The organism is Agrobacterium sp. GW821-FHT14E08 (assembly GCF_058803865.1).
On sequence record NZ_JBXAPJ010000001.1, the window covers coordinates 1557532 to 1581224 of the forward strand.

Here is a 23693-nt window from a genome sequence, read left to right on the forward strand (position 1 = left end):
ACCTCTTATAAATCGATTTCGATTCAGGTGCCGATGCTGTAACGCTTTGCTGCGTAACCATATATCGGCCCGACATGACAGACACGACGAATCCACGCCTCAACCCGCTGCATCTTGCCGCCGCTTTCGCCAGCGGTTGCCTTCTGACCCTGATGGTGCATTTCAACGGTCAGCTTGCCCATTACGGCAACGCGCTCTTTTCGTCATGGACGGCGCATGGCACCGGCACGGTGGCGGCGCTGCTCTATCTGGCGATCATGCGCCCGAAGAAAGATGCGAGCGTGGCAGAAAAGCCGAGGGCACCGCTCTGGGCCTATTGCGGGGGTGTCGTCGGCGCCGCCATCGTTGTCCTCACCTCCACCGCCGTCAATTCGCCGCTGGCGCTTTCCGGCACCATTGCGCTGGGTCTCGGCGGACAGGTGATCTTCAGCCTGCTGGCCGATCTCTTCGGCCTTTTCGGCCTGCCCAAACGGCGGCCGGATTTGCGTGACATGGCGGCGGTAGCGCTGATCCTCTGCGGTAGCGCCCTCATCATTCTGGTCGGGAGAACGGCATGATCGTCTGGATCGCCATGGCTTTCACCGGCGGCGTCTTCGTTGCGCTCAGCCGGCAGATCAACGGCCGCCTCAGCCTGTCGAACTCGCCGCTCATCGCTTCCTTCTGGAACCATATCGTCGGCTTCGCGGTGCTGACCGTCATCGGCCTCATCGTAGGCGGCCTCATCCCGCCGGGCGCGGCAGATGCGCCCTGGCTCGCCTTTATCGGCGGCCCTATCGGCGTCGTCTTCATCGCCTCGGGCAGCTGGCTCATCCCCCGCATCGGCGCGGTCAATACAGCCCTTCTGGTCATCAGCGGCCAGATGGTGTCAGGCGTCGTACTCGATCTTTTCAGCAATCATCCGCCGAAAATCTGGGCGAGCGCGCTCGGCATTCTGCTCATCCTCGGCGGCATGGTGCTGACGCAGCGGCGTGGCCGCTAGAGCACATCCGGGAAGACAGTGTAAAATCAGGAATCGCTGCCGCGCGAGAACATGCCGAGCAGGGTCTTGCCACCGCTTTTCCCACCGCTGCTGGCAAGTGTCGGACGATTGCCGTTGAGCTTCGGCACCACCACCATACGCTTGACTTCGCCGCGCTTGAAGGCTGCGAGGAAGCGGGGATAATCCCGGAACACGACGCAGCCATTCGATTCACCGCGTTTCGCCAGCATGTAGGTGTGGGCCAGAAGGCCATCGCGGCCATGGGGGTTGACGCCGTTTTCCGGTGTCAGCCGAATGGCCTCGACGCCATGGAAACGGGCTTCGCGCATTGTCAGCCTGTAGCTGGAAGGCGGTGTCGAGCCGCGCATTCTGACGTGAACATAATCCGGGTTGTCGCGCATCTTGCCGATACCGGAATGGGCCTCGAGCTTCTCCCCATTCGGCATGTGCACCAGGCCGGAAGAAATATCGTAGATCGCCGTGCCATTGCCGCGATCCGGCCACGGAACCGCGTCCATCTTGCTCGGCTCGCGTATCGGATTATCAGGCTTTGCAAAGGCGAGCATGGCGCCGGTGCCCTGTTTCGGCGGCTGCGGCGCGCGCAGCGGAACAGGTGCGTCGAATGCGGGCGCTGAAGCAACGTCGGCCTTGGAGAGGGCGGGACGCGGCGACGGCTCCACTGTCTCGGCAGCCGCCACCTCAGGCCTGAAGCTCGGAAGCGGCACGTCGTCCGGAAGCAGGCTGCTCGCCTCTTCCTCGATCTGCGGACGCGCCAGCGCCACTTCAAATGCCGGATGCGAAGCAGCACTCTGATAGGCAACCTCGGTGGTGCGCCCAAGCGCGGAATCGACAATTGCCGAAGGCCGGAGCGCAGCAAGCTCCTTGACCGTCGCCTGCCCTTTCGCATTCGCAGCCGCACCGAAACGCTCGCCAAATTCCTTCGCGCCGATCTCGGGCATCATGCCGGCAAGGCGGACTGCCTTCTGCTGGCCATGGCTGTGGTCGCTCAGGCGGGAAAACTTGCGGACATGAATATCCCGCGCGACCGTCTGGCCAATCGCCGTCTCCGCGGAATCGAGCCTGGCCACCAGCGTCTTTTCAAACTGGCCGACGCCATGCGAAGCAGCCGCCATGCCGTGAAGCGAGGCGAAGGCAGCAAAGGCGAAAAGACCCGCAAAGGCACCGCCGCCAAGCAGCGCCGACATTCGGCCAAGCGAAAAGGATTTGCTCTTCTTGAGGCAGGACGACCGGGCAGGACCGGCGCCATTATAGGCCGCAGCAGAAAACGCCATGATACTCGTTACTCGAACCGTTCACGCACAACCGGGCAACGCCGGAGGGATTTTGGGGCATCCGAACAGCGGGCAGACACCACGCCTGTTTCGGAACTGACTGGTTCGAAGCATGACGAATTATGGTAACCAAAGTGTTTACGAGTCCCTGCAAAAATAATTCGTTAAGGTCTGCGCATTATCGGGTGAAGGCAAAACAATGACTTGCACGGGTAAGGCGCGCATCTGTATCGACCCGTCCCGGAAAAAAGTCCCTGAGGGGCGTCATTGGCCTTTAAAGTTTTCATCGCCGCATCGTCAGGTAAATTCCGACTTGGCCGGAAATTTGCTGCAAATGCGGCAGGAAAACGACGGATACCGCTTTGCCGTAACGCCGTCATGCCGGCACAAAGGTTGAATGGGCACTTGATCCGCCAGTGCCGGCTTGGCATCCTGCTCGCAAATATGGGAGGCAAATCATGAAGGCGCTGCTGCTCATCGATATCCAGAACGGCTTTTGCCCGGGCGGCAATCTGGCCGTTGCCGAGGGTGACAGGGTCGTACCCGTTGCCAACGCCCTGATCGACAATGGCGGTTATGACCTGATCGTCGCCTCGCAGGACTGGCACCCGGAAAATCACGGCAGTTTCGCCTCGCAGCATCCCGGCAAGAAACCGTTCGACATGGGCGAACTCTCCGGCAAACCGCAGATGATGTGGCCGGACCATTGCGTGCAGGGCACACCAGATGCGGAATTCCACCCCGATCTGAAGACAGACGCCTTCGACTACATCCAGCAGAAGGGCGAAAATCCCGCTGTCGACAGCTATTCCGCCTTTCGCGACAACGACCAGGGGGCGACAACCGGCCTTGCCGATTATCTGACCCGCCAGGGCGTGACGCAGCTCGATGTCTGCGGCCTCGCCACCGATTATTGCGTCAGTTTCTCGGTGCTCGATGCGCTCGACATGCTGCCGGGCGTCAAAATTCGTTTTATCGAGGACGCAAGCCGCGGCATCGATCCGCAGGGCATAAAGGCGTCGATCACGGCCATGCGGGAAAAGGGCGTGGCCATTCTCAGGAGCCGCGACATATTGCGCGACTGAGTAACCTTCAGCGCAGCCTCGGCTTCTCCAGCACGTCGATATCGCCTGCCGCGTCTTCCAGACGCCTCAGGATCGCGGCATGCGCATCCTTGAGCCCCTGATTGTAAAAGACATATCCGACTTCCTCAGCCAGAAACTCCACGAAAATCTCTGCCTGCAGCAGCCCCATCTCGGTTTCGGTCTCCCGGGCGAGATAATCCTTGATACGCGCGGCCAAGACCGCCTTTTCCTGCTTCTCAAGCATTCATTATCCGCCATGTCGTGATTTGGGCGCCGATGCGCCGGGATGCAGCTAACGTAACGGATGCTTCAAGGGAATCAATCGATCCATTCATGCAATTTGTTTGCCAGCCAGACGGGACGGCGATAGAGCGGCGGCAAGGAGTTCCCAAAAATGTCCAAAACAGATTTTCGCGAGGGATTGAAGGCCGGCTTTCCGATCGCCCTTTCCGCCGCCCCCTTCGGCGCGCTGTTCGGCGCGGTCGCAGTCGATAACGGGCTGAGCATCGTCGAGGCCACGATCATGAGCGGCACCGTTTATGCTGGCGCCAGTCAGCTGGTCGGCATCGAATTGTTCGGCCAGAAGGTCGCTCCCTGGCTGATCGTCCTTTCGGTTTTCGCCGTCAATTTCCGCCATATCCTCTATTCGGCTGCCATCGCCAGAATGATCTCCAACTGGTCTTTCCTGCAAAAGGCAGCGGGCTTCTTCGTGCTGGTGGATCCGCAATTCGCCGAATCGGTCAGGAAATATGAAAATACCGGCACGGTCGGTTTTGCCTGGTATATGGGCTTTGCCACACCGGTCTATGTCCTGTGGCTGGCCATGACGATTGTCGGCGCGTCGCTCGGCAACATGGTCGGCGATCCGAAAGCCATCGGTCTCGATGTGCTGCTGCCGATCTATTTCATGGGTATGGTCCTGAGTTTTCGCCAGCGGGAAAATTTCTACCCGGTGATGCTGGCAAGCGCGATTGGCGCAACGGTCGCCTATCACATCGTCGGTTCGCCCTGGCATGTCAGCCTCGGCGCGGTTGCCGGCATTCTCGTTGCAGTCCTCTATCCGCCTAAACCGGCCGGCGAGGCCAATCCTGAAAGCAAGGTGGAAAAGCCATGAGCGATTTTCTGCACGCCGATACACTGATCCTGATCGCGCTCGCCGCCGTCGCCACCTATCTCACCCGCATCGGTGGTTATGTTCTGATGACGCGGATGAAATCCATCCCGCCGCGCATGGAAGCGGGACTGAACGCCGTTCCCGTCGCGGTCTTGACCACACTCGTCGCACCCGCCTTTTTCGAAGGCGGATACGAGGTGAAGATCGGCATGGTGGCAGCGCTTCTGGTCTGCCTGCGCTTTCCGGGCCTGACGATGCTGGCCATCGGCTGGGCGATCGTCATCGCGATAAGGCACTGGCCGCTGTTTTAAGCCACCCGCGTCAAGGGAAGCGTGGCCGCGACAAGCCACGCCTTCACATCCTCATCCGCGATCAAGGGCGAAAGCTTTTCCAGAACGCCGGCGTGATAGGCGTTGAGCCAGTCAAGCTCGTCATCGGTCAAAAGTGCGGCCACGATCAGCCTGCGGTCGATGGGGCACCAGGTCAGGGTCTCGAAGGACAACATCGGCTGATCGCCGCCCGTAACCGCTTCCGCCTCGCGCACGTAGATCAGGTTTTCGATGCGAATGCCAAAGGCACCGGGTCGGTAATATCCCGGCTCATTCGACAGGATCATGCCGGGCAGCAGCTCCTGCGTCGAAAGCCTTGCGATACGCTGCGGTCCCTCATGCACCGAAAGATAGGAACCGACACCATGGCCGGTGCCATGGGCATAATCCGCCCCGGCCTTCCACAGTGCGATGCGCGCCAGCGGATCGAGATCGCAGCCACGCGTACCCTTCGGAAACCGTGCAGCACTGATGGCGATCACGCCCTTCAGCACCAGCGTGAAGAAACGTCGCTGCTCTTCCGGAACATTCCCACTCGCCACGGTACGGGTGATATCCGTGGTGCCGTTGACATATTGCGCGCCGGAATCGACGAGGAACATCTCGCCATCGGCAAGTGTCCGGTCCGTATCCGTGGTGACGCGGTAGTGGATGATGGCGGCATGTGCGCCAGACCCTGAAATCGTGTCGAAAGACACATCCTTTAACGGGTTTTGCAGCCCCTGCCCCACCTTGGCGCGCGCCGCCTCCAGCGCCTTGACCGCCGCGATTTCGGTAACGCTGCCCGGCTGCTGCCTGTCCAGCCAGCAAAGATATTCAACCATCGCCGCGCCATCCTGCACATGTGCTGCGGCCGAGCCGGCAAGCTCCGCCTCGTTCTTGCAGGCACGCGGCAGGCGGACGGGATCGGCCTCCTCGATCAGGGTGCCACCCGCCGCCGTGATCGCCCCTGTCAGCGCCACGGGTGTCAGGTCGGCATCGACCATGATCCGGCCCTTGGCGCTGGCAATGGCGTGCAGGCGATCGGCAATCTTCGACGGCGGCAATTGCGTCGCCAGCTGCGCCAGATAGGCCTCGGCCTCGATCCCCGTCTTGCGTTTATCGAGAAAAATATCCGCCCTGCCATCCGCATAGATGATGGCGCGGGCAAGCGGATGCGGCGTATGCGGCACGTCGTTGCCGCGAATATTGAAAATCCAGGCGATGGAGGACGGATCGGTGACCAGGAGGGCGTCCGCCCCCTTGGCCGACACCGTCTCGGCCAGCGAAGCGATCTTTTCTTTCGCCAGCTTGCCCGTAAAGGCCTCCGGCTGGATGACGACCGGTTCCAGCGGTTCGGAAGGACGATCCTGCCACAAGGCGTCGAGCGGGTTGCTTTCAAGCAGGACAACGGAGCCGCCCTTGGCCGCAACGGCCTTTTCCAGCCGCTTCAGCTCAGCGCCGGTATGCAGCCATGGATCAATGCCCAGCCGGAAGCCCTCGATCGCATGTTCGGACAACCAGACGGAGGGCGGCGCGCCAACCAGATCGCCGCCGCTGAACACCGATTGATCGACCTGCGACTTGAGCTGCGTCGTATAACGGCCATCGACAAAAACCACGGCCTCCGTGCGCGTTACCAGCGCAATGCCCGCAGAGCCGGTAAAGCCGGTCAGCCAGGACAGGCGCTCGGCGCACTCAGGCACATATTCCCCCTGATATTCATCGGCGCGCGGCACCAGGAAACCGTCGATACCGAGGGCCTCGAAACTGGCGCGCAGCGCCTCGACGCGAGCCTTGCCGAATTGCGGCGCGGATTTGTTTTCGAAGGTCTGGAACATGGGTGTCTTTCTGGAACTATCATGAGGAAAGCTGTTCGGTCACGCCGTCAAATCATTGGCGCGCAACGACAATGCCATGCGGACAAAGCCGGTTTCAAGCTAGATATGACAGATCCTATTTCGGCGATAAATTGTGCACATTTTGCGAAATAAGTAATACTCAAGGCAAAGTGACATGCGATAAATGCATATCTACCCTGAGATATCCCCTCTAACTAAACAAAAACACATCGCTTATCTTCAGATCAACACAGCGAGAGAGACACTCTCCTGGCAAACAAGGATTTGAAGCAATGGCAAAATCTTTCCTCCGCACCGCCTTCGATCGCGTCGTTGAAGCACGCGAGCGTCAGGTCAGCCGCCATGTCAACGCAGCCCTTCTGAACCTCGACGACAAGTCGCTCGAAGCGCTCGGCATGAACCGCGCCGATCTGCGTCGCAAGGCGAAGTCCAGCTACGTATTCTGATCACGTCGGGCGCGGCGATCCTCCCTCCACCGCACCCAACAGGAATACGTCGACCCGCTTGAGCAAGCTCCTCCCATGCTCGCGGGTTTCCAGGCGGCGCGAAAGCGCCGCCTTTTCTTTTGCCTGAAAGGAATATTGCCGCTGGTTCAGTCTTTGCGCAGATGCAGCGTGACCCAGCCGTTGCGCCAGATGGTGCGGACATGGGAAAGCCGGGCGCCATTATAGGCGGAAAGCACCTTCCAGCGCTGCGACGCCAGAATGCCCGACAGGATGACCGTGCCGCCGGGCGCCAGATGCGTGACGAGCTGCGGCGCCATCTTGATGAGCGGCCGCGCCAGAATATTGGCGATGATGAGATCGAATGGGCCGTGCTTGCGGAAGGCGTCCGAGTGGAAGCCCGGCGCGGTCTCCAGCGCCATCCCGGAGACGATGCCGTTCAGCCTAACATTCTCCTTCGCCACCTTCACGGCGATGGGGTCGATATCCGTCGCAAGCACGGGAATGGGACGCATCTTGCGCACCGCAATAGCCAGAACGCCGCTACCGGTGCCGAGATCAAGCGCATTGCGCACGGTCCGCGCCCGCAGAACCTCCTCGATCATCTCAAGGCAGCCGGCCGTCGTGCCGTGATGGCCGGTGCCGAAAGCCTGTCCCGCCTCGATCTCGATTGCCAGATCGTTCGCCCGCACCTTGTCCCGATCATGCGCCCCATGCACGATGAAACGCCCTGCCCTGACCGGCTTCAGCCCTTCAAGCGACTTGGCGATCCAGTCGACATCAGGAACGATCTCCTTCTCGATGACCAGACCGGGAAAGGCGGGAGCGAGCAGGGCTTCGACACGCTCGCGAAACTCCTCTTCCTGCTCGGCCATCAGATAGACGGAGGCTTCCCAGATGTCGCGCTTCTCATCCACCTCGGTGGTAGCAATCGCGACATCCTCCTCGCCGAAATAGTCCGACATGAGATCGAGGATTTCACCGGCCTTGATTTCGGTCGTGGTGACGTAAAGTCGGATTTCGCTCACGGCGGGCTGCTTTCTCTGGATGAGGTTATTGTTCTTGCCTTTGCCACAAAACCTCGGCCAGTCCAATAAGCCCGACGCAATTATGCCGCCTCTATCAGCCCTTCAGAAGATTCTGGAGCTTCTGCTCGGCGACTTCGGGGTTTTCGCCATAAGCGATAGTGCCGGAAAAACGGCCATTGGCGTCGAGCAGGATGACGGACGCCGTGTGATCCATGGTGTAGTCGCCATTCGGATCCTTCTCGTCCACCGGCACCTTCTTGGCATAGATGCGGTAGCCCTTCAGCGTTTCGGCGATCTTGTCGGCCGGGCCGGTGATGCCGGTAATGCGCGTCGAGACGTTGGAGACATATTGCTGCATGATTTCAGGCGTATCGCGCTCGGGATCGACGGAGACAAAATAGGCCTGCAGCTTGTCGCCGGCCGGGTCCACCTTCTCCATCCAGCCGTTCAGCTCGAAGAGGGTTGTCGGGCAGACTTCCGGGCAATGGGTGAAACCGAAGAAAAGCGCTGTCGGCTTGCCCTGAAAGGCCTTTTCGGTGATCGGCTGGCCGTTTTGCGCCGTGAGTTGGAAGGGCACGCCATAGGCCGTCTCCACCATCTCCTCACGCGTCTTCGTCATTTCGATCGTCAGCCAGCTGACGACGCCAGCGAGAACGACCACCACGGCCCACAATACGATACGAATATTTCTCATTGTCCAATCCTACCCCGAAGGCCGGCCTGATAGCGCGGGCTTTGGCCGACAGATAGCGAACGGCGACGGGGACGGCAAATCAACTGGGCGGTATTTGCGGGAACCGCGCTGATTTGTCACAAATCCGCAGCCGGAAAACACGTCACAGGCACCAAGCGATGCCGCTCTGTACCGTGGACAGGAAAATATCCGTGCCGTGCCGCACCCAGCCATCGAAGGCAAGAAGCACGATGGCAAGCGAAGCCATGGCTGCAAGACTTGCCAGAATAAACTTCAGCGGATTGGAGACGAGCCCGTTCATATCGCCATCATAACCTGTTTGCGCGAGCGCGAAAACCGCCAAAACACTGGGTTTTGCGGTTGGAACAGCGCAATTGTTAGGGAAAGTTTAAAATCTTGCTGTGCATTATGACCATAGCGGTTTTTAAAGCCTCGACATGATGTCTCCCGGTCCATCCTCCGGCCACCGCATAAAGCTCAATCCTGCGCGGGCCTGTTAGAGAGCCATCAGAGGAAACCTGCCGTCATGTCCAACGCCATCAAGCAATCCGGCGCATATCTCGAAATCGTTTCCTTCCATCTCGGCGATCAGGAATTCTGCATCGACATCATGGCGATCCGCGAAATCCGCGGTTGGGCGCCGGTTACCCCGATGCCGCACACCCCGCCTTATGTTCTCGGCCTCATCAACCTGCGCGGCGCCGTCATTCCCGTCATCGACATGGCCGGCCGCCTCGGCATGAAAATGACCGAACCGTCCGAACGCTCCGCCATCATCGTCACCGATATCGGCGGCAAGCTGGTCGGCCTCCTGGTGGAACAGGTCTCCGACATGATGACCATCCGCTCCGAAGACCTGCAGCCCGCACCCGATATCATTCCGGAAGAACAGCGCAGCTTCTGCCGCGGCATCGTGGCGCTGGAAAAGAGCATGGTCTGCTTCCTCAACCTCGACACCGTCATTGCGGACGAGCTGGCACGCGAAGCCGCCTGATTAAGCCGGCTCTTGCCTCTTGATAGGATTTGTAGCGCCCAGCGCCAGCGCCGTTGAAGCGGCGCGGGTTGCATAGTCTGGCAGTCCCGTTTCAGAAGTACTCCGTCACCCCGGACCTGATCCGGGGTCCAGCGCGATTAAGTCCTTGATCGCGAAAGACTCTTTCACGGCGCAGACGCGCCGTGGCTGGATGCCGGATCAAGTCCGGCATGACGGACAGGGTCGGACAAAATCTTACGGCTTGCCCTTTTGCCATGTGACCTGCTGATTATAAAGCGGCACCGTGGAAATCGCCATCTTGGCCGAGCCGTCGGTCAGCTCCCGCGCATGCACCAGATAGATCAGCGTGTCATTGGCCTTGTCATAGACGCGGCTGACGACGAGCTTCTTCCAGACCAGTGACATGCCCTGCCGGAACACTTCCTCTCCGCCCTTCGACAGATCAATGTCGCCGATCTCCACCGGTCCCGTCTGGCTGCAGGAAATGGCGTTGTTGGAAGGGTCTTCAAACCAGTTGCCGTTCTTCAGGCGGTCGATGACGCCGCGCTCGAAATAGGTCACATGGCAGGTCACGCCCTTGATCTTCGGATCGGCGATCGCCTCGATGACGATGTCATTGCCGATCCAGTCGACGCCGACCTCACCGACTACCTGCGAATGCGCCGCTGTCACCGGAAGCAACGCCAGAAAGCCCGCAAACAAACCCGACAGAGTTTTCATCGTCATCGCATCTTCTCCGTTACGCTGCTTCAAACATAAGTGCGCGGAACGGTTACGCAACCCGGGAGACGGCGCGTTTTTTCATGCTGCATGGCTGGTAACCGGTGGAGGTGAGACGCCCCGCGACCATGCCGATCTTTTCCGGCAGTTCGCGAATATGGGCGACGCGCAAAGCCTTGGCCGCCGCAATCGAAGCGGCCGCGCAGACGACGGCGTCTTCGGCGGCATTGTGATGCACGAAACGCAGCTGCAGGTGATGGGCGATGACATTCAGCTTGTGCGATGCCAGATTGGGCCAGACATGCCGGGCGATCTTGACGCTGCACAGATAGGAAAGATCGGGATAGGACTGCCGGTATTTATCGAAAGACGCCCGCATGACGCTGAAATCGAAGGCGGCATTGTGGGCGATCATGGTGGCGCCGTGGAAGTCGTCGATGAACTCCTCCATCACCTCGGGAAATTCCGGCGCATCTTCGACATCGGCCGGGCGGATGCCATGCACCGCGATGTTGAAGGGCGAAAACCGCATGTCCTTCGGCCGGATCAGCCGTTCCTCGACGCGAACGATCTCGCCGCCCTCTATCCATGCAAGCCCGACGGAGCAGGCGCTGCCCCGTTCCTCATTGGCGGTCTCGAAATCGATGGCGATGGTTTTCAAGAGTGATTCCCGTTGTTTCATTCCGGCATAGACCGGATTGACGTCAAAGAGAACCGGCCTCGGCAGAGCCCGCTTCCGAAAGCATCCAGTCGATAAGCATCACCAGATCGGGATTATCAAGCATGCGCCGCGGATAAACGAGGAAATAGGCGAGCGTGCTGGCCATGTCCTTGCCAAAGGGCGCAATCAATGCGCCTTCCGCAAGCTCGCGGGAAACCAGCGAACGCCGGGTCAGCGCAATGCCGTGCCCGGCCTTGGCCGCATCCAGCGCACCATTGCTGTCGATGAAGACGGTGCCGCCGGAGGCATCCACGTCCGATGCTCCCGCCGCCTCCAGCCAGCGCCGCCATTCATTGCGGTTTTCATCGTGCAGAAGCGGAATGGATTTCAGGTCCCCCGCCTCCTGAAGCGGCCCATATTTTTCCAGAAGCTGCGGCGAGCAGACCGGCAGGGTGCTGTCATCGATGAAGCGGATGCTCTCCAGCCCTTCATAACGACCAGAACCATGCCGCACCGCCAGATCGACATCATCCCTCGAAAAATCCACCAGCCGGTTCGTCACGCTGATGCGGACATCCACATGCGGGTGTTGCTGCTGGAAGGCAGGCAATCGCGGCATCAGCCATTGAACGGCGAAAGTCGGCGTGCAGCTCAGCGTCAGAACCGTGATCTCGGAGCGCGCCGTCAGTTCCGCCGTCGCCTCGCGCATCATCCGGAAGGCGGTGCGAAGCGCACCGTAATAACGCTCCCCCTCACGCGTCAACTGGATGCTGCGCGGCTTGCGGAAAAACAATTGCACACCAAGCCGCGCCTCCAGTTCCCGGATTTGCAGGCTGACGGCACCGGGCGTGACATTCAACTCATTGGAAGCAAGCGTGACGCTGCGATACCGCGCTGCGGCCTCGAAGGCCTGCAGCCCTTTCAGAGAAGGAAGTTCGGCTGCCATGGTTTAGCTCATCTCAATTATCGCGCGAGAAACTATCGTTTGAAAACACCATAAAACAGGGAGTAAATAGACACAACACGATATGAAATGCAGTCAAAGCCACAGATTATCAGATTGAGTTAAGCTCAACCGATATCGGGTGGATGGCGGCGACCCCATCTGCGATCATGTCGATACTTATGCTTTTGGGAGATGACGATGGCGATACAGAAACAGATGGATGCCGGCGAATGGGCGATGCTCGTCGCGCTCTCGCTCCTGTGGGGCGGATCGTTCTTTTTCATCGGCATCGCCGTCAAGGAACTGCCGCCCGTCACCATTGTCACGCTGCGTGTCAGCCTGGCGGCAATCGCGCTTCTCATCGTCTGCCGCATCATGGGCCTGCGCCTGCCGCGTGAATGGACGGTGTGGCGCGCCTTTTTCGGCATGGGCCTGCTCAACAACATCATCCCCTTCTGCCTGATCGTCTGGGGCCAGACCCATATTGCCAGCGGGTTGGCCTCGATCCTCAACGCCACCACGCCCCTCTTCACAGTCATCGTCGCCCATTTTCTGACCGCCGACGAGAAGATGACCGGCAACAAGCTGGCCGGCGTTCTCATCGGTTTTGGCGGCGTGGCAACCATGATCGGCCCGGCGGCCTTTTCCGGCTCGTCCGGTCTCTGGGGCCAGATTGCCGTTCTCGGTGCCGCCATCTCCTATTCCTTCGCAGGCATATTTGGCCGGCGTTTCAAGGCCATGGGCGTACCGCCGCTGATGACGGCGACTGGCCAGATATCGTCTTCGACGCTGATGCTGATCCCGGCCGCGCTCCTCATAGACAAGCCATGGACGCTGGCCATGCCCAGCCTCGGCACCTGGGGCGCACTCATCGGCATCGCCCTGCTATCGACGGCGCTTGCCTATCTCATCTTCTTCCGCATCCTCGCCACCGCCGGCGCCACCAACCTCGCACTCGTCACCTTCCTCATTCCCGTCAGCGCCATCCTGCTCGGCTCGCTCCTTCTTGGAGAGCAACTGGAGGTCAAGCATTTCGCGGGCATGGCGATGATCGCGGCCGGCCTTGCGGCGATCGATGGCAGGTTGTTCAGACGCTTTCGAACGGCATAAGGCCGGGAAGATTACATTGACAAGCTTCGCGACCCCGGCCAATCTGCCAGCCATGATCGCACAGTCGCACAACATCATGCTCATCAATACCACCTCCGGCAAAGCCGGCGGGCGGTGGAGCATTGTCGCGATAGACTAGCGATCCTTGTCCACCATGCCCTGCCGCAAGAGCAGGGCGAATGGTCCCCTGCTCTCCGGCCCCAAAGGAGAACAGCCAGTGCCCCAGCCGCAAAGCGAATTACCGCCCTTTCAGGATTTCAAGATCGATGACCTGCTCATCCGTGGCATCACACCCGATGACGCCGAAGGCCTGACACGGGTGCTCAACATGCCCGGTGTGCGTTGGGGAACATTGCGACAGCCATTTCAGAGCGTCGCACTCACCCGGAAATATCTCGAAGGCCTCTCCCCTTCCGATATCGTGGTGGCGGCGGAATGGCGCGGCGGGATTCTGGGCAATGCCGGGCTGCACGCCAGAACCGGACGTCAGAAACACATCGCCAGCCTCGGCATCGGCATCCATGACGATTTTGCCGGCAAAGGCATCGGATCGAGGCTTCTGGCCGCCCTCATCGATGCAGCGGACAATTGGCACGACATTCGCCGCATCGAGCTAAACGTCTTCACCGACAATCTCGCGGCCATCCGGCTTTATGAAAAATTCGGCTTCGAGCATGAGGGCACCATGCGCAACTATGCCTATCGCGATGGCAAATATACCGATTCATACGTGATGGCGCGCCTGCGCTGACGGTTCAGGCGGACAGGCAATGATCCGCAAACACTTCCCGAATGGTCCGGCGCGACCATTCGGCCATTTTCCCGTTACGACCCCGCGCCGCGGCAAGCACGATCAGCGCCTTCCAGAGCGCCCAGCCGCGCCCGCGCTGCCAGGTGGCATCATCCAGATTCAGCGCATGACGAAAAACGGCGCGGCTTTCCGTATCCAGCACATTCCATGCGAGAATGAGATCCGAACACGGATCGCCGACGCCGGAACTGCCGAAATCGATGACCGCTGAAAGACGACCGTCTTTGACCAGCAGATTGCCTTCGGCAATATCGCCATGCACCCAGACACCCGATCTCGGCCAGCGGCTGGAAAGGGCAAGCTGCCATATCTCCATGGCGAGCGCCTGATCCACCTCATCAGCGACATGCACCGCCGCCGCCCTCGCCTCGTCATCATAGACGGCGAGCGACCCACCGCGATGGAAATTGTGTTCGCCCGCAAGCGGGCCATCCGAAGCATCGATGTCGTGCAGGGCCTTCAAAAAAGCTGCCGCATCCATGGCTATTTGCGACAGATCGATACGATCGAGATGCCGGGCAAGAGGTTCGCCCTCAAGCCAGCCATAAATGGACCAGCAGAACGGATAATCCCCTCCCGGTTCACCGAGCGCCAATGGCACCGGGATCGGAAGCGGCAGAAGAGGCGCCAGTTTAGGCAGCCACCGGTGCTCCTTCTCCACCTGCGCCACATAACGGCCGGCGCTCGGCAGGCGAACGAGCATATCGTCGCCAAGGCGGAAGCTGCGATTATCCCAACCGCTCAGTTCCACCGGGCTGACATCGAGCCCCGCCCATTGCGGAAACTGGCTCGCGATCAGCCCGCATACCTGCTGCGTTGAGATGACGATGCGATCATCCATGGCCCGTTCCCCATTTCAGGATGAGACCCCTAGCCGTGCAAAACAAAACGGCGATGACGGCGACTCAACCGCCGATCAGCGCCAGCCACTCATCCTCGTCCATGGTCTGCACGCCAAGCTCCGCCGCCTTGGCAAGCTTGGAACCCGCCCCGGGCCCTGCCACCAGAATATCCGTCTTTTTCGAGACGGAACCGGCCACTTTTGCGCCGAGGCTTTCGGCCCGGGCTTTCGCCTCGTCCCGCGTGAATTTTTCCAGCGAGCCGGTAAACACTACCGTCTTGCCCGCCACCGGGCTGCCTTCGGTGGAAGGCTTCTCCGCCTCCTTCGGCTGCAGCTCCCGTATCAGCCGATCGATGACATCGAGATTGCGCGGCTCCTTGTAAAACTCGATGATGGCGCGGGCCACCACCTCGCCGATGCCGTCAATGCTGTTGAGTTCCGCCCAGGCGTCGCTTGCCGGATCCGCAGCCGCCTTCATGGCCTCTTCGAAATGGTCGTAGGTGCCATAGGACCGCGCCAGAAGCTTCGCCGTCGTCTCGCCGACGTGACGGATGCCGAGCGCGAAGATCAGCCGGTGCAGATCGATCTCGCGGCGGGCGTCGATGGCGTCGAACAGCTTTTTGACGCTGACCTTGCCGAAACCGTCGATATTTTCGAGCTTGGTAAGATGCGATGCCTCCTGCCGTGCCTTCAGGGTGAAAATGTCCGGCGCAGTCTTGATCGACAAAGCGGGATCGTCGCTTTCGAAGAAGAAATCGATCTGCTTGGTGCCGAGCCCTTCGATGTCGAAGGCATTGCGCGAGACGAAATGTTTGAGATGCTCGACCGCCTGTGCCCGGCAGACGAAACCGCCGGTGCAGCGTGTGACCGAATCGAGCTTGCCCGTCTTTTCATTGCGCTCCCGCACCGCATGGCTACCGCAGACCGGACATTTTTCCGGGAAGGAATATTTCACCGCATCAGTCGGGCGCTTTTCCAGCAGCACGTCCAACACCTGCGGAATGACGTCACCGGCGCGCTGCACGATGACGGTGTCGCCGATACGAATATCGTGATCTTCCGGGCGGATGCGCTCGCCGCTATTGCCGATGCCTTCGATATAATCGGCATTATGCAGCGTCGCATTGGTGACGACGACACCACCAACGGTGATCGGCGTCAGACGCGCCACCGGCGTCAAAGCGCCTGTGCGTCCCACCTGGATTTCGATATTCTCAACCGTGGTGAAGGCCTGCTCAGCCGGAAACTTGTGCGCAGTGGCCCAGCGCGGGCTGCGCGAGCGGAAACCAAGCCGCTCCTGAAGATCGAGCCGGTCGACCTTATAAACCACGCCGTCTATGTCATAATCGAGATCGGGTCGGGCGACGCCGATTTCATTATAATGTTCAAGCAATTGCTCGGCAGAGGTGAATCGCTTCATCAGCGGGTTGACCGGAAAGCCCCAGTCCCGGAATTTCTCCACGATACCATATTGCGTATCCGCAATCCGTGCCGGCTGGCCGCCATTCGAGACCTCACCCAAAGCATAGGCAAAAAACCTCAGCTTGCGTTTCGCCGTCACATTGGCGTCGAGCTGGCGCAGTGAACCGGATGCCGTGTTGCGCGGGTTCACATAGGTCTGCTTGCCGTCCGCCTCCATCTGGGCGTTGAGCGCCAGAAAATCGCTCTTCGCCATATAGACCTCGCCCCGCACCTCCACCACATCGGGCGCATCGGCGGGCAGCTCGTTCGGAATTTCCTTGATGGTCTTTATATTGGCGGTGACATTCTCGCCCGTCGTGCCGTCGCCGCGCGTCGCCGCCGTCTTCAGCTTGCCGTTCTCGTAGCGGATGGACATGGAAAGACCATCGATCTTCGGCTCGGCGGTAAAGGCAATGGAATCGTCAGGCAGATGCCCGAGAAAACGATAGACGGAACTGACGAAGTCGCGCAGGTCCTCTTCCGAAAATGTATTGTCGAGCGACAGCATCGGCCGGGCATGCACGATGGGCGCAAAGGTCGGAAGTGGTGTGAAGCCAACTTTTTTCGACGGGCTGTCGGCCCGCACCAACGCCGGGAAAGCGGCTTCGATGGCGTCGTTGCGCCGCTTCAGGGCGTCATATTCCGCATCCGAAATCTCCGGTGCATCCTTGCCATGGTAAAGCGCATCGTGGCGCGCAAGCTCGGCCGCCAGAAATGCAAGCTCGGAAGAGGCTTCAAGCTCGGTCAGGTTTTCGACGGGAATCTGGTCTTTCGACATGGAAGAAGCCTCACGGATGAATCTGCAATGCTTTTAGCGAATTATTGCCAAACGCAAAACCATCCTCGCTTTTCAACAGGCAGGAATCCGTTATTCTGAACATCCGGATGAAACAGATGCCGGAGCCTTCCAATGGACGTCATGACCTTCATTGCCTTTGCGGCAGCCTTTTTTGTGTTCGCAGCCAGCCCCGGACCGGACAATATGACGATCGTTGCCCGCACGATCACCCATGGCGCCGCCTCCGGCCTCGCCTATGGTGCGGGAACCGTGGCCGGAATTTTGATCTTCCTCACGCTTGCAGCCTTTGGCCTGTCCATCCTCGCCACCGAAATGGGAACCCTGATGACGATACTGCGCTATGGCGGCGCGGCCTATCTGGTGTGGATGGGCATCAGGCTCTGGACGGCGGAACCTATCGTTCCCGATCTGCAGCCGGTGAGTGCCGGGCGTAGCCTCATCTCGCTATTCGCGACTGGAACCGCGCTCAACCTCGGCAATCCGAAAATGCCGCTCTTTTACGTCGCGCTGCTGCCGAACATTGTCGGCGCTTCGCTGACGATCGATCACCTTGCTGCCCTGGCAACGGTCATCATCGCGGTGGAGGCGATTGTTATTGGCGGTCACGTTCTTCTCGCCGTACGGGCGAGAAAACTGCTGCGGGAGCCGAAAATCATCCGTAGGGTGAACCGGGCGGCAGGCGGGATCATGATCGGCTCCGGCGTCGCGGTGGCCGTCAGCCGTTAATCCTTGGCGGCAAGCAGGCGAGCCGCCGCAGCCCTCGCCTCATCGGTCACCGACGCGCCGGCAAGCATGCGGGCGATTTCTTCGGTGCGGTGTTTCGGTTCCATCGTCGCCACACGCGTGGCGATGCGTTCGCTGCCGTCGCCCGAGGGGCCCTTGGAAATGAGAAGATGCGTCGCCGCCCGCGCCGCCACCTGCGGCGCATGGGTGACGGACAGCACCTGAACGGTCTTGGACAGGCGGCGCAGCCGCTGGCCAATGGCATCCGCCACAGCCCCGCCGACGCCCGTATCGATTTCGTCGAACACCAGCGTCGGTGCAGAACCGCGATCCGCCAGCGCCACTTTCAGCGCCAGCAGGAAACGGGACAATTCGCCACCCGAGGCCACTTTCATGATCGGTCCCGGCCGTGTGCCCGGATTGGTCTGAACGTGGAATTCCACCGTATCGATGCCCTCGGCCGTCGCCTGCTCGGGATCGGAGGTCACCTCGACGGTAAACCGCGCCCGCTCCAGCTTGAGCGCCGGCAATTCTGCCATCACCGCATTGGAAAGTGCATCCGCCGCGTGGCGGCGTTTGTCGGAAAGCGATTGCGCAGCACGGTCGAAATCGGCCTTCACCACACCGAGATTGGCCTCGAGCTTGCCGAGCTTTTCCTCGCCGGCATCGAGATCGGCAAGATCGGCCACCATTTTTTCGGCGAGGGCCGGCAGATCAGGCACGGCAACATTATATTTGCGTCCGGCGGCACGCAGCGCAAACAGCCGCTCCTCCACCCGCTCCAGCTCACGCGGATCGAACTCGGTGCGGCGCAGCGCCGCCTCCACTTCCATCTGCGCATTGGAAAGGCTGTCCAGCGCGGCATCCAGCAATTGCACGGTGTCTTCCAGCAAACCGGGAGCCTCGTGGCTCTTGCGCTCCAGACGCCGCATCATCGAGGCGATGACAGGCACAGGCGACGCATTGCCGTTCAGGAATTCGCTGGCCTCGGCAATATCACCGGCAATGCGTTCGGATTTCTGCATCACCGCCCGTCGCTCGGCAAGCTCATCCTCTTCGCCGTCACGTGGCGAGAGCGTCTCCAGTTCCTCGACGGAAGAGCGCAGATAATCAGCCTCGCGCGCCGCAGCCTCAACCTTGGCGCGGTGGGTCTTCAGGGCGCGCTCGGCATCCTTCCAGGTACGGTAGAGGCCCTGGACACTGCGGGCTTCATCGCTCAGCCCGGCAAAGGCATCCAGCAGCGTGCGGTGGGCATCGGTATCGACAAGCGCGCGGTCATCATGCTGGCCGTGAATTTCGACCAGCAATTGGCCGAGCTGGCGCATCATCTGCACACTGATGGCCTGATCGTTGATATAGGCCTTGGTGCGCCCGTCAGAGGATTGCACCCGGCGAAAAATCAGGTCGCCATCGTCATCAAGGCCGTTCTCGCGCAGGAGAAGCCGTGTGGGGTGACTGTTCGGGACTTCGAAAGTGGCGGTCACCTGCCCCTTTTCTTCCCCATGGCGCACCAGACCACCATCGCCGCGACCACCGAGGGCGAGCGACAGACTATCGAGAAGGATGGATTTGCCCGCGCCCGTCTCACCCGTCAACACGGAAAGGCCCGCCTCAAAACCGAGGTCGAGCCTTTCAATCAGGACGATATCGCGAATCGAGAGCTGGACCAGCATGGCCTATGCCCCGTCTCAGGCGCCGATAAGCTTCTTGCCGGCGCGCGAAATCCAGGACCCCTTGTTTTCCCGCGGTTCCAGCCCCTGACCCTTCAGCAGCTTGTAGGAATCCGCATACCACTGACTGTCGGGATAGTTGTTGCCGAGAACGGCCGCCGCAGTCTGCGCCTCATCCGCCAGTCCCATCGCATAATAGGCTTCCGTCAGACGCGCCAGCGCTTCCTCGATCTGGTTGGTGTTCTGGTACTGCTCGACGACGATGCGGAAACGCGAAACGGCGGCGAGATATTCCTTGCGCTCAAGGTAATAACGACCGACCTGCATTTCACGGCCGGCGAGCTGGTCGCGGGCGAAACGGATCTTGGCCTGCGCATCGGCGACATATTCCGAATCGGGATAGTCGTTGACGACCTTGTTCATCGCCTCGACGGTGCGCTGCGCGGCGCGCTGGTCCTGCGTCACGTCGGAAATCTGCTTGGAATAGGCAAGACCGATCATGTACTGAACGTAAGCGGCATCCTTGGAGCGCGGATATTGGCGCAGGAACCGGCTGCCGTTGGTAATGGCCACATCGTTCTTGTTGGTGCGCGTGGCAATGAAGGTCTGCATGACCAGAGCCTTCTGGCCCCATTCGGTGAAGGGATACTGCTTGTCGATCGCCTCGAACTTGCGCGAGGCTTCCGTCATGTTGCCGGCGTTCATGTTGGCAAGCCCCTGCTTGTACAGAACGTCAGGCGGATCCGACTCGAAGCCGAGCTTGGTGATGTCGATATCCGGATCGGACTGGCAGGCAGTCAATGCCGCACTGGCACCGACCAACAACAACGAAACGGCGATCCCCCGTATCGTACCCTTCATCGCACCAGACCCTACATGCTTCATTCGACAGTTCCCACTTCCCGCGCAAATACATAAGCATCGGCTTTGCACTGGCGTTTCTAGCCATAAAAGCATCCGCAGGGCAACGCAATGATGACGCATTAACGCATTTTTATGGCATCCGCCCGCGCAATCGCATGAATATCAGGCGATATGAAGAAACATATCGCCCCTCACGACGAAAAAGCCGCCCCGAAAGGAGCGGCTTTTCCTGTCAATCAATAGCCTGCGAACAAACTCAAGCCGACCAGGGTGCAAATTCAGGCATGTTGACCGCAACGAATTCGCGGGCGCGCACCATCTGGTTGCGGGCCGCCGGAGCTTCGACGATCTCGTAAGCCGTGCGGTCGCTCAGCAGCGCCTTCAGCGCATTCGCATTGACCTTGTGGCCGCCACGATAGGAGCGATAGCAACCGATAAACTGCGCGCCGGCAAGCGCCAGGTCGCCCACGGCATCCAGCGTCTTGTGGCGGACGAACTCGTCCTTGGCGTAGCGCAGGCCTTCCATGTTGATGACGCTGTTGTCGTCGGAGATGACGACCGAATTCTCAAGCGAGGAGCCAAGCGCATAACCGGCAGCCCACAGGCGCTCCACGTCGCGCATGAAACCGAAGGTACGGGCACGGGAAAGTTCGTTCTTGAAGCTGTCAGCCGTCAGATCGCCCTTCCAGGACTGCTTGCCGATCAGCGGCGTGTCGAAATCGATATCGACCTCGAAGCGCGTGCCGTCATAAGGGCGGAACTCCGCCCAGGAGGCACCCGAATCGATGCGCACCGGCTTGGTAACGCGAATATAGCGGCGCTTCGCACCGAGGTTCTTGATGCCAACGGATTCGATCGCTTCAATGAAAGGCGCGGAGCTGCCATCCATGATCGGCGCTTCCGGACCGTCAACCTCGACGATGAGGTTGTCGAGACCCATGGCGTAGATGGCGGCCATGACGTGCTCGATCGTCGCCACTGACTGGGATAGCGAACGGCCGAGCACGGTGCACAGATCGGTATTACCGACATTGGCCGAAACCGCCTTCAACTCGGTTACACTGCCATTCTCATGAAGGCGGTGGAACACGATGCCCGTTCCGGCTTCTGCAGGCTGGAACGTCATCGAAACCGGATTGCCGGAATGCACGCCAATGCCCTTAAGCTGAACAGCATTTGCGATAGTTGTCTGAAATCCGAGCAGTCCGATAGTCATGCGTTTATGCCTTGTTTTGCAAACCGCGCCGCCTGGGCCAGCGCCGTTCAAGTTTTCAAGCCGGTTTTGGCAACCGGCATAGTCGTATTTCCCTTTACCCAGCCTCATACATACGCACATGTAGGTGCCACGACAAATCACTGTTCGTTTCGGATTGTTACACGCGTAAACTATTGAAAACACAATTTAATTTAGTGTTAATCACGCAAAATAAACAAAACGCCCGGGTCGTGAAACCCGGGCGTTTGAAGAGGCGGATGGAATCGCCTTTAGTTGGACTGGCGGCGCAGGAAGGCCGGGATTTCCAGCTGGTCGTCGTCGTGGTGGCTGGCCGAAGACGGCGTTGCACGGCCGTGGTCGTCAAGCTGGCCACGACGCGGTGCGTAGAGGCTGGCTTCCGGCGAAAGCGGCGCGCGGCGCTGCGGAGCCATGCTCGGCGCATCCATCATGTCGGACGGAACTTCTTCTTCTTCGCGACGGCCAAGCGAGTTGGTGATGCGCTTCAGAAGACCCATCGGACCACGCTCTTCCTGCGCAGCAGGAGCGGCGTGGGTGCGATGTTCCATCTCGGCCTTCACGACCGGCGGGAAGTCCTCGACCTTCGGCATGCGTACCGGCTCGGGCTGGCGGGCAACCGGTGCGGGTTCCTGGTAGACAGGAGCCTGCGGCTGCTGCTGGATGCGCGGTGCCGGAGCAGCAACCTGTTCCGGAGCATGGTAGACGGGCGCCGGAGCGACCGGTGCCGGAGCGGCGTGCTGAACCGGCTGGGCCGGACGGAGAGCCGGTGCTTCAGCCGGGGACGATGCAAACAGCTTGCTCTGCGGACGGAAATCCTGGGCAGGCTGCTGGTGCGCGACGAAACCGAGTTCGCGTTCCATTTCGGCTTCCGCCGAACGGATGGTCTGGGCGATCTGGTCTACGGTCTTGGGTGCCTGCGATACTGACTGGGCAGGCTGAACTGCGGCCGGAGCGGGAGCAACGGCCGCGGAAGGACGGATAAGCGGCTTGGCGGCAGCTGCGGCGCGCATATCGGCAACATTCTGTTCGCCGATACCGGCAACGCGGTCGATGCCGGTGGCCACGACGGACACGCGGATGAGACCTTCCAGAGCTTCGTCGAAGGTTGCGCCAAGGATGATGTTGGCATCCGGATCGACTTCTTCGCGGATACGGGTTGCGGCCTCGTCGACTTCGAACAGGGTAAGGTCGCGACCACCGGTGATGGAGATCAGCAGGCCCTGTGCGCCCTTCATCGAGGTTTCGTCGAGCAGCGGGTTGGCGATTGCCGCTTCCGCAGCCTGCATCGCACGGCCCGGACCGGAAGCTTCGCCGGTGCCCATCATTGCACGGCCCATTTCACGCATGACCGAGCGAACGTCGGCGAAGTCGAGGTTGATGAGACCTTCCTTCACCATCAGATCGGTAATGCAGGCAACGCCGGAATAGAGAACCTGGTCGGCCATGGCGAAGGCGTCGGCAAAGGTCGTCTTGTCATTGGCAATGCGGAAGAGGTTCTGGTTCGGAATGACGATCAGCGTATCGACGGACTTCTGCAGTTCCTCGATGCCCTGTTCGGCAAGACGCATGCGGCGGCCGCCTTCGAAGTGGAAAGGCTTGGTAACGACGCCGACCGTGAGGATACCCTTGTTGCGGGCAGCCTGTGCAACGACCGGGGCAGCGCCCGTGCCGGTGCCGCCGCCCATACCGGCGGTGACGAAGCACATATGGGTGCCGTTCAGGTGATCGATAATCTCATCGATGCACTCTTCAGCGGCGGCGCGGCCGACTTCCGGCTGGGAACCGGCGCCGAGACCCTCGGTGACGTTGACGCCGAGCTGGATGACCCGATCTGCCTTCGTCATGGTCAGCGCCTGCGCATCCGTGTTGGCGACAACAAAGTCGACGCCCTGGAGGCCGGCCGTGATCATGTTGTTAACAGCGTTGCCGCCGCCACCGCCAACGCCGAAAACGGTGATGCGTGGCTTCAGCTCGGTGATATCAGGCTTTTGCAGCTGTATCGTCATTTTAGCATTCCTTCTTTCTCTGGCCGCATCGCCCCGCTGGCCGATTCT

Annotated in this window: 26 protein-coding genes; 11 read left to right on the plus strand and 15 right to left on the minus strand. The window is 60.2% G+C overall.

All coding sequences use genetic code 11. The annotated features are described in order from the left end of the window. The first annotated feature begins 74 nt into the window (after positions 1-74). Positions 75-557 carry a DMT family transporter gene (locus AC1ROR_RS07780; RefSeq protein ID WP_498589056.1) on the plus strand — a complete coding sequence of 161 codons (483 nt, stop codon included), beginning with the start codon at positions 75-77 and terminating at the stop codon, positions 555-557. Further along, on the plus strand, positions 554-979 hold the full coding sequence (locus AC1ROR_RS07785) for a DMT family transporter (protein WP_498589057.1): 426 nt from the start codon (positions 554-556) through the stop codon (positions 977-979). Before AC1ROR_RS07780 ends, AC1ROR_RS07785 begins: the two co-directional genes overlap by 4 nt. Before the next feature lie 26 nt (positions 980-1005). Here the strand turns inward: AC1ROR_RS07785 and AC1ROR_RS07790 are convergent, their stop codons facing one another. Next, a complete protein-coding gene (locus AC1ROR_RS07790; protein WP_035220550.1) occupies positions 1006-2271 on the minus strand; it encodes a DUF2778 domain-containing protein in 1266 nt (421 codons plus the stop codon). 458 nt (positions 2272-2729) lie between these two features. On the opposite strand from AC1ROR_RS07790, the gene pncA reads away from it, so the two are divergent. Beyond that, a complete protein-coding gene (gene pncA / locus AC1ROR_RS07795; RefSeq protein ID WP_035220547.1) occupies positions 2730-3356 on the plus strand; it encodes a bifunctional nicotinamidase/pyrazinamidase in 627 nt (208 codons plus the stop codon). 7 nt (positions 3357-3363) lie between these two features. Here pncA and AC1ROR_RS07800 read toward each other — a convergent pair whose 3' ends face one another. After that, complete coding sequence (locus AC1ROR_RS07800) at positions 3364-3600, minus strand: DUF2164 domain-containing protein (protein WP_035220545.1); 237 nt, start codon at positions 3598-3600, stop codon at positions 3364-3366. A 150-nt stretch (positions 3601-3750) separates the two neighbouring features. Between AC1ROR_RS07800 and AC1ROR_RS07805 the strand changes: the two genes are divergently transcribed. After that, the gene (locus tag AC1ROR_RS07805) at positions 3751-4470 is read left to right on the plus strand and encodes an AzlC family ABC transporter permease (protein ID WP_035220544.1); all 720 of its coding nucleotides are present in this window, start codon (positions 3751-3753) and stop codon (positions 4468-4470) included. Next, on the plus strand, positions 4467-4781 hold the full coding sequence (locus AC1ROR_RS07810) for an AzlD family protein (RefSeq protein ID WP_035220541.1): 315 nt from the start codon (positions 4467-4469) through the stop codon (positions 4779-4781). Before AC1ROR_RS07805 ends, AC1ROR_RS07810 begins: the two co-directional genes overlap by 4 nt. On the opposite strand, the gene AC1ROR_RS07815 is transcribed toward AC1ROR_RS07810, so the two are convergent. After that, positions 4778-6619, minus strand: coding sequence for an aminopeptidase P family protein (locus AC1ROR_RS07815; RefSeq protein WP_498589058.1), 1842 nt, complete (start codon positions 6617-6619; stop codon positions 4778-4780). The two genes, AC1ROR_RS07810 and AC1ROR_RS07815, sit on opposite strands and share 4 nt — an antisense overlap. Before the next feature lie 293 nt (positions 6620-6912). On the opposite strand from AC1ROR_RS07815, the gene AC1ROR_RS07820 reads away from it, so the two are divergent. Beyond that, the gene (locus AC1ROR_RS07820; protein ID WP_003522343.1) at positions 6913-7086 is read left to right on the plus strand and encodes a hypothetical protein; all 174 of its coding nucleotides are present in this window, start codon (positions 6913-6915) and stop codon (positions 7084-7086) included. A gap of 146 nt (positions 7087-7232) precedes the next feature. On the opposite strand, the gene AC1ROR_RS07825 is transcribed toward AC1ROR_RS07820, so the two are convergent. The 3 genes from AC1ROR_RS07825 to AC1ROR_RS07835 all read right to left on the minus strand — a co-directional run bounded on the left by AC1ROR_RS07825 (position 7233) and on the right by AC1ROR_RS07835 (position 9106). Continuing rightward, the gene (locus AC1ROR_RS07825) at positions 7233-8111 is read right to left on the minus strand and encodes a 50S ribosomal protein L11 methyltransferase (RefSeq protein ID WP_035220737.1); all 879 of its coding nucleotides are present in this window, start codon (positions 8109-8111) and stop codon (positions 7233-7235) included. 94 nt (positions 8112-8205) lie between these two features. Continuing rightward, positions 8206-8805 (minus strand): cytochrome oxidase assembly protein Sco, encoded by a 600-nt coding sequence (sco, locus tag AC1ROR_RS07830; RefSeq protein ID WP_498589059.1) that lies wholly within the window; start codon positions 8803-8805, stop codon positions 8206-8208. 142 nt (positions 8806-8947) lie between these two features. After that, positions 8948-9106, minus strand: a complete 159-nt coding sequence (locus AC1ROR_RS07835; RefSeq protein ID WP_237681008.1) for a hypothetical protein — start codon at positions 9104-9106, stop codon at positions 8948-8950. Between the two features lie 225 nt (positions 9107-9331). On the opposite strand from AC1ROR_RS07835, the gene AC1ROR_RS07840 reads away from it, so the two are divergent. Then, a complete protein-coding gene (locus AC1ROR_RS07840; protein WP_003522339.1) occupies positions 9332-9799 on the plus strand; it encodes a chemotaxis protein CheW in 468 nt (155 codons plus the stop codon). A 234-nt stretch (positions 9800-10033) separates the two neighbouring features. Here the strand turns inward: AC1ROR_RS07840 and AC1ROR_RS07845 are convergent, their stop codons facing one another. Genes AC1ROR_RS07845 through gcvA form a run of 3 tightly spaced genes read right to left on the minus strand, consistent with a single transcriptional unit; the run spans position 10034 to position 12126 of the window. Further along, positions 10034-10525: a CreA family protein gene (locus AC1ROR_RS07845; RefSeq protein ID WP_035220532.1), complete on the minus strand. Its 492-nt coding sequence runs from the start codon at positions 10523-10525 to the stop codon at positions 10034-10036. A gap of 46 nt (positions 10526-10571) precedes the next feature. Next, a complete protein-coding gene (locus AC1ROR_RS07850; protein ID WP_035220530.1) occupies positions 10572-11180 on the minus strand; it encodes a 3'-5' exonuclease in 609 nt (202 codons plus the stop codon). A 43-nt stretch (positions 11181-11223) separates the two neighbouring features. Beyond that, positions 11224-12126 (minus strand): transcriptional regulator GcvA, encoded by a 903-nt coding sequence (gene gcvA, locus AC1ROR_RS07855; protein WP_498589060.1) that lies wholly within the window; start codon positions 12124-12126, stop codon positions 11224-11226. Between the two features lie 198 nt (positions 12127-12324). On the opposite strand from gcvA, the gene AC1ROR_RS07860 reads away from it, so the two are divergent. The 3 genes from AC1ROR_RS07860 to AC1ROR_RS07870 all read left to right on the plus strand — a co-directional run bounded on the left by AC1ROR_RS07860 (position 12325) and on the right by AC1ROR_RS07870 (position 13987). After that, positions 12325-13236 (plus strand): DMT family transporter, encoded by a 912-nt coding sequence (locus tag AC1ROR_RS07860; protein ID WP_498589061.1) that lies wholly within the window; start codon positions 12325-12327, stop codon positions 13234-13236. Between the two features lie 16 nt (positions 13237-13252). Next, positions 13253-13375: a hypothetical protein gene (locus AC1ROR_RS07865; protein ID WP_308384979.1), complete on the plus strand. Its 123-nt coding sequence runs from the start codon at positions 13253-13255 to the stop codon at positions 13373-13375. Positions 13376-13453: 78 nt separating this feature from the next. Continuing rightward, entirely contained in the window at positions 13454-13987 is a 534-nt protein-coding gene (locus AC1ROR_RS07870) for a GNAT family N-acetyltransferase (protein WP_498589062.1), read from the plus strand. Between the two features lie 4 nt (positions 13988-13991). Here AC1ROR_RS07870 and AC1ROR_RS07875 read toward each other — a convergent pair whose 3' ends face one another. Continuing rightward, positions 13992-14888: an aminoglycoside phosphotransferase family protein gene (locus tag AC1ROR_RS07875; RefSeq protein WP_498589063.1), complete on the minus strand. Its 897-nt coding sequence runs from the start codon at positions 14886-14888 to the stop codon at positions 13992-13994. A gap of 64 nt (positions 14889-14952) precedes the next feature. Further along, positions 14953-17127, minus strand: a complete 2175-nt coding sequence (gene ligA / locus AC1ROR_RS07880) for an NAD-dependent DNA ligase LigA (RefSeq protein ID WP_498589064.1) — start codon at positions 17125-17127, stop codon at positions 14953-14955. Between the two features lie 132 nt (positions 17128-17259). On the opposite strand from ligA, the gene AC1ROR_RS07885 reads away from it, so the two are divergent. Continuing rightward, positions 17260-17874 (plus strand): LysE family translocator, encoded by a 615-nt coding sequence (locus AC1ROR_RS07885; protein ID WP_498589065.1) that lies wholly within the window; start codon positions 17260-17262, stop codon positions 17872-17874. Here AC1ROR_RS07885 and recN read toward each other — a convergent pair. The 4 genes from recN to ftsZ form a co-directional block, all read right to left on the minus strand. Then, complete coding sequence (gene recN / locus AC1ROR_RS07890) at positions 17871-19544, minus strand: DNA repair protein RecN (RefSeq protein ID WP_498589066.1); 1674 nt, start codon at positions 19542-19544, stop codon at positions 17871-17873. The genes AC1ROR_RS07885 and recN overlap by 4 nt on opposite strands. A 15-nt stretch (positions 19545-19559) precedes the next feature. Then, a complete protein-coding gene (locus AC1ROR_RS07895) occupies positions 19560-20426 on the minus strand; it encodes an outer membrane protein assembly factor BamD (RefSeq protein ID WP_035220494.1) in 867 nt (288 codons plus the stop codon). A 235-nt stretch (positions 20427-20661) separates the two neighbouring features. Next, positions 20662-21621 (minus strand): UDP-3-O-acyl-N-acetylglucosamine deacetylase, encoded by a 960-nt coding sequence (gene lpxC, locus AC1ROR_RS07900; RefSeq protein ID WP_035220491.1) that lies wholly within the window; start codon positions 21619-21621, stop codon positions 20662-20664. Positions 21622-21890: 269 nt separating this feature from the next. Then, a complete protein-coding gene (gene ftsZ / locus AC1ROR_RS07905) occupies positions 21891-23645 on the minus strand; it encodes a cell division protein FtsZ (protein WP_498589067.1) in 1755 nt (584 codons plus the stop codon). Positions 23646-23693 lie beyond the last annotated feature (48 nt).